Here is a 4,726-nt window from a genome sequence, read left to right on the forward strand (position 1 = left end):
TCAGCGGGAGGCGAATTCTACAGCGTTACACGCTGCTGTCAACACCTCTTTTTCAACTCCCTTTCGGCTTCGATGAACTGAAGCAACCTGCTGCCGAAAACTGCGTAACTCGTTGTTTACCAAGGAGTTTTCCGTTTCGACTGCGCCGGAAGTGGGGCGAATTATAGACATCTGAAATCTGCCGTCAAGCACTGATTTAGGTTTTCTATCAATATGCTGCACAAAGCAGCAAAACACCCCAAAAGGAGCCTATATAGAGGAGCCGAAACTCTCCTCTATATAGAAGAGACCTATCAGAGAACGCCAGAAGCCTTGAATGCGGACACCGCCCCGTCATCCAGGCCCAACACCCGCTGCAAAACCTCCAGTGTGTGCTCACCCAGCAGAGGAGGCGCAAAACGGTACTCCACCGGCGTTTCAGACAGTCGAATCGGGCTCGCCACCTGAGGCACCATCCCGGCCAGCGCATGCGGCAGCTCGATAGCCAACCCGCGCGCCTTGACCTGAGGGTCGGCAAACATCTGCGCCACGTCATTGATAGGCCCGCAGGGCACGCCAGCCCGCTCCAGTTGCGCCACCCATTCAGCGGTCGTCTTAAACACCGTCGCCTGGCGGATCAGCGGGATCAGTACTGCCCTGTTTGCCACCCGCAGCTTGTTGGTCGCAAAACGCGGATCGTCCGCCCACTGCGGCTGCCCGGCCACTTCCGCGAATTTGCGAAACTGCCCATCGTTCCCGACGGTAAGGATGAAGTCGCCATCGGCCGTAGGAAAATCCTGATAGGGAACGATGTTCGGATGAGCATTCCCCAGGCGTTTAGGCGCATTGCCTGTCGTCAGGTAGTTCATAGCCTGGTTGGCCAGACAAGCCACCTGCACGTCCAGCAGAGCCATATCGATATGCTGACCCCCGCCATCGTGATCCCGATGCGCAAGCGCTGCGAGGATCGCGACAGTCGAATACAGCCCGGTCAGGATGTCCGTCAGCGCCACGCCAACCTTCACCGGCCCCGCGCCTTCTTCGCCTTCAGGTCGCCCCGTGAGGCTCATGAGGCCGCCCAGCCCCTGGATCATGAAGTCATAACCCGCACGCTTGGCGTAAGGACCGGTCTGGCCGAACCCGGTGATCGAGCAATAGATCAGATCCGGATTGATCGCCTTCAGCGATTCATAGTCCAGACCATAAGCCGCCAGACCGCCGACCTTGAAGTTCTCGATCAGGATGTCCGACCTGGCCGCCAGTTCACGCACCAGCTTTTGCCCTTCAGGGCGAGTGAAGTCGATGGTGACCGATTGTTTGTTGCGATTGGCCGACAAGTAATAGGCGGCCTCGCTGGTGTTCTCGCCATAAGCGTCTTTAAGGAACGGCGGTCCCCAGGCGCGCGTGTCATCGCCGTTACCCGGACGCTCGACCTTGATCACTTCAGCGCCAAGGTCGGCCAGGATCTGCCCGGCCCAAGGCCCGGCCAGCACCCGCGATAAATCCAGTACCCGTAGATGCGATAGCGCGCCCATGGACGTTCTCCTTAATAGAACGCCTGGAGGCCGGTTTGCGCACGACCGAGGATCAGTGCATGGACGTCGTGCGTACCTTCATAGGTGTTCACCACTTCCAGGTTGACCAGGTGACGCGCGACACCGAATTCATCGGAGATGCCGTTGCCGCCCAACATATCGCGAGCCATGCGCGCGATATCCAGGGACTTGCCGCAAGAGTTGCGCTTCATCATCGAAGTGATTTCGACAGCAGCAGTCCCTTCGTCCTTCATACGACCCAGACGCAGGCAGCCTTGCAGCGCCATGGTGATTTCAGTCTGCATATCGGCCAGCTTCTTCTGGATCAACTGGGTAGCGGCCAGCGGGCGACCAAACTGTTGACGATCCAGGGTGTACTGGCGAGCGGTGTGCCAGCAGAACTCGGCCGCGCCCAGCGCACCCCAGGAGATGCCGTAACGTGCAGAATTGAGGCAAGTGAAAGGACCTTTCAGACCACGGACGTCCGGGAAGATGTTCTCTTCCGGCACAAACACGTTGTCCATCACGATTTCACCGGTGATCGATGCCCGCAGGCCCACCTTGCCGTGAATCGCCGGAGCGCTCAGGCCTTTCCAGCCTTTCTCCAGAACGAAGCCGCGGATGTCGCCGGCATCGTCCTTGGCCCAGACCACGAACACATCGGCGATCGGGCTGTTGGTGATCCACATCTTGTTGCCGGTGAGGCTGTAGCCACCTTCCACTTTACGCGCACGAGAAATCATCGCGCCCGGATCGGAGCCGTGGTTAGGCTCGGTCAGACCGAAGCAGCCGATCCACTCGCCCGACGCCAGTTTCGGCAGGTACTTCTGCTTCTGCGCCTCGGTACCGAATTCATTGATTGGCACCATCACCAGCGAGGACTGCACGCTCATCATCGAGCGATAGCCGGAGTCGATGCGCTCGACCTCTCGGGCGATCAGGCCGTAACTGACATAGTTCAGGCCGCTGCCACCGTACTGCTCGGGGATGGTTGCACCCAACAGGCCGACTTCGCCCATTTCGCGGAAGATCGCCGGATCGGTCTTCTCATGACGGAAAGCTTCAAGAATGCGCGGCGCAAGGCTCTGCTGAGCAAACTGCGCAGCCGTGTCGCGAATCATGCGTTCTTCTTCAGTGAGCTGTTGATCCAGCAGCAGGGGATCGATCCAGTTGAAGCTAGCTTTACCGCCCATGAGTGTGTCCTCTCGAATCGGGTCAAATAACGTGGACTGATCCTAGGCCCGGATCGGTGCCACGGCAAACGAGGATTTTGCATACTGTTGTGCTATTTTCTCACTCCGAAACGTCGTGAAAGAGCCTTTATGCGATGTATTAGTGAGGTTGACGTACATGCGCAGAAAGATACCCAGCACCACCGCCCTGATCAGCTTCGAGGCCGCAGCGCGCCACGAGAGCTTCACCAAGGCCGCCCAGGAACTGTCGCTGACCCAAGGGGCGATTTGCCGACAGATCGCCAGCCTTGAAGAGTTCCTCAGCGTGGAACTGTTCCGACGCTCGCGGCGCGGGGTCAAGCTGACGGAAGCCGGACTCTCCTACAGCCGTCGAGTGGCCACTCAACTCGATGCCGTTGAGCGCGACACCTTGTCCGTGATGGGCCAGCAAGGCACCAACGTGATCGAGCTGGCCGTGGTTCCGACCTTCGGCACCCAATGGCTGTTGCCGCGACTTAAAGATTTCCAGCAAAAACACCCGGAAGTAACGGTCAACCTGACCAACCGCACGCGCCCGTTCCTGTTCGCCGACACGGATTTCGACGCCGCCATCTACTTCGGTGACGCAGATTGGTCGGGGACAGAATCCCACAGACTGATGGGTGAAAATCCGATGCCCGTTTGTAGCCCCAATCTGCTCGGAAACAAGACCGGTCTGACACCCGACGAAATTGCCGACTTACCTCTCCTGCAACAAACCACCCGCCCTTATGCCTGGCGCCAATGGTTCGACTCCCAACACCTGAATGTCCCGCGAGACATGACAGGCCCCCGCTACGAGCTATTTTCCATGCTCGCCCAGGCAGCCATGCACGACATGGGCATCGCCCTGATCCCGCCGTTCCTGATTCAAAGGGAGTTGAAAGAGAAACGCTTGGTGATCGCCAACCCGCAAGCACTGTCCAGCATCAAGGCTTATTACCTGATGATTCCTGAGCGAAAGGTCGAATCCGCATCATTAAGGGCATTTCGGGACTGGCTGGTAAATCAGGCGCACAGCTACAGCCTAGAGGGATAAAGGCTCTCAAAGCTTACTTGACCCCGTAGTCAGCTAAATTAAAGCCCTACAGATATACGTATTTGTCGCATAACAGCAAACTGTACCGAGAAGTCGTACAAACGTCCCACAAGCGCCTGATGACGCGGCTTTGCGCCACTATTTCTAGGCGATGCCGCATCATTCATACGGCCGATGTGTAAATTCTTCAATTTCGGCCAGAATCCTTGAAAAGCACGGTCTGCAAGGGATTGAGGCAGTTGGTTGCGACATTCGGTCACGGGGTGACTTGTAGTTAATTTTCCGTCACCCGTCATAATCCCTTGAAGGGCACAAAGTTCGCCTGCAAAATGCCGCGCCCCGCCCTGATTTGGCGGGATCGTGCTGATCGGCCGCCCCAGCCGCACCATCCGTAGTGCATGGGTTTACTCAACAAGATCACGCAGGAGATTTGACGTGCACATTGGTGTTCCTCTCGAAACCCAGACCGGTGAAACACGGGTTGCTGCAACCCCGGAAACCATCAAGAAGCTGATCGGCCAGGGCCATAAGGTCACTGTACAAAGCGGCGCCGGCATTAATGCCAGCGTTGTCGACAGTGCCTATGAAGCGGCAGGCGCAAGCATTGGCAGCGCCAACGATGCGTTTGGTGCAGAGCTGATTTTGAAGGTGGTCGCGCCCAGCGACAGCGAACTGGCGCTGATCAAGAGCGGCACCGTTGTGGTGGGCATGCTCAATCCGTTCAGCAATGAAACCATCGCCAAAATGGCCGAATGCGGCATTACCGCCTTTGCTCTGGAAGCCGCGCCTCGCACCTCCCGCGCTCAGAGCCTGGATGTGCTGTCCTCGCAAGCCAACATCGCCGGTTACAAGGCTGTGTTGCTGGCCGCGCACCACTACCCGCGATTCATGCCGATGCTGATGACCGCTGCGGGCACCGTGAAAGCGGCGCGCGTGCTGATCCTTGGTGCCGGTGTGGCCGG

General features: G+C 58.0%; 3 protein-coding genes and 1 pseudogene. 2 read left to right on the plus strand and 2 right to left on the minus strand.

Annotated features, from left to right (window positions below; genetic code table 11):
• Window positions 1-293: 293 nt before the first annotated feature.
• Window positions 294-1,514 carry a CaiB/BaiF CoA-transferase family protein gene (locus tag BSF44_RS28985; RefSeq protein ID WP_095946413.1) on the minus strand — a complete coding sequence of 407 codons (1,221 nt, stop codon included), beginning with the start codon at window positions 1,512-1,514 and terminating at the stop codon, window positions 294-296.
• An 11-nt stretch (window positions 1,515-1,525) separates the two neighbouring features.
• Window positions 1,526-2,707, minus strand: coding sequence for an acyl-CoA dehydrogenase (locus tag BSF44_RS28990; protein WP_095946414.1), 1,182 nt, complete (start codon window positions 2,705-2,707; stop codon window positions 1,526-1,528).
• A 157-nt stretch (window positions 2,708-2,864) separates the two neighbouring features.
• Between BSF44_RS28990 and BSF44_RS28995 the strand changes: the two genes are divergently transcribed.
• Complete coding sequence (locus BSF44_RS28995) at window positions 2,865-3,764, plus strand: LysR family transcriptional regulator (RefSeq protein ID WP_095946415.1); 900 nt, start codon at window positions 2,865-2,867, stop codon at window positions 3,762-3,764.
• A 435-nt stretch (window positions 3,765-4,199) separates the two neighbouring features.
• Window positions 4,200-4,726 (plus strand): annotated as a pseudogene (locus BSF44_RS29000) (NAD(P)(+) transhydrogenase (Re/Si-specific) subunit alpha); the annotation flags it as partial.

The organism is Pseudomonas sp. ACN8 (assembly GCF_002303925.1).
GTDB lineage: Bacteria > Pseudomonadota > Gammaproteobacteria > Pseudomonadales > Pseudomonadaceae > Aquipseudomonas.

Bases quoted from the DNA above. Each gene is read 5' to 3' on its own strand.
- BSF44_RS28990 (WP_095946414.1), bottom strand. From the start codon at position 2,707: ATGGGCGGTAAAGCTAGCTTCAACTGGATCGATCCCCTGCTGCTGGAT.
- BSF44_RS28985 (WP_095946413.1), bottom strand. From the start codon at position 1,514: ATGGGCGCGCTATCGCATCTACGGGTACTGGATTTATCGCGGGTGCTG.
- BSF44_RS28995 (WP_095946415.1), top strand. From the start codon at position 2,865: ATGCGCAGAAAGATACCCAGCACCACCGCCCTGATCAGCTTCGAGGCC.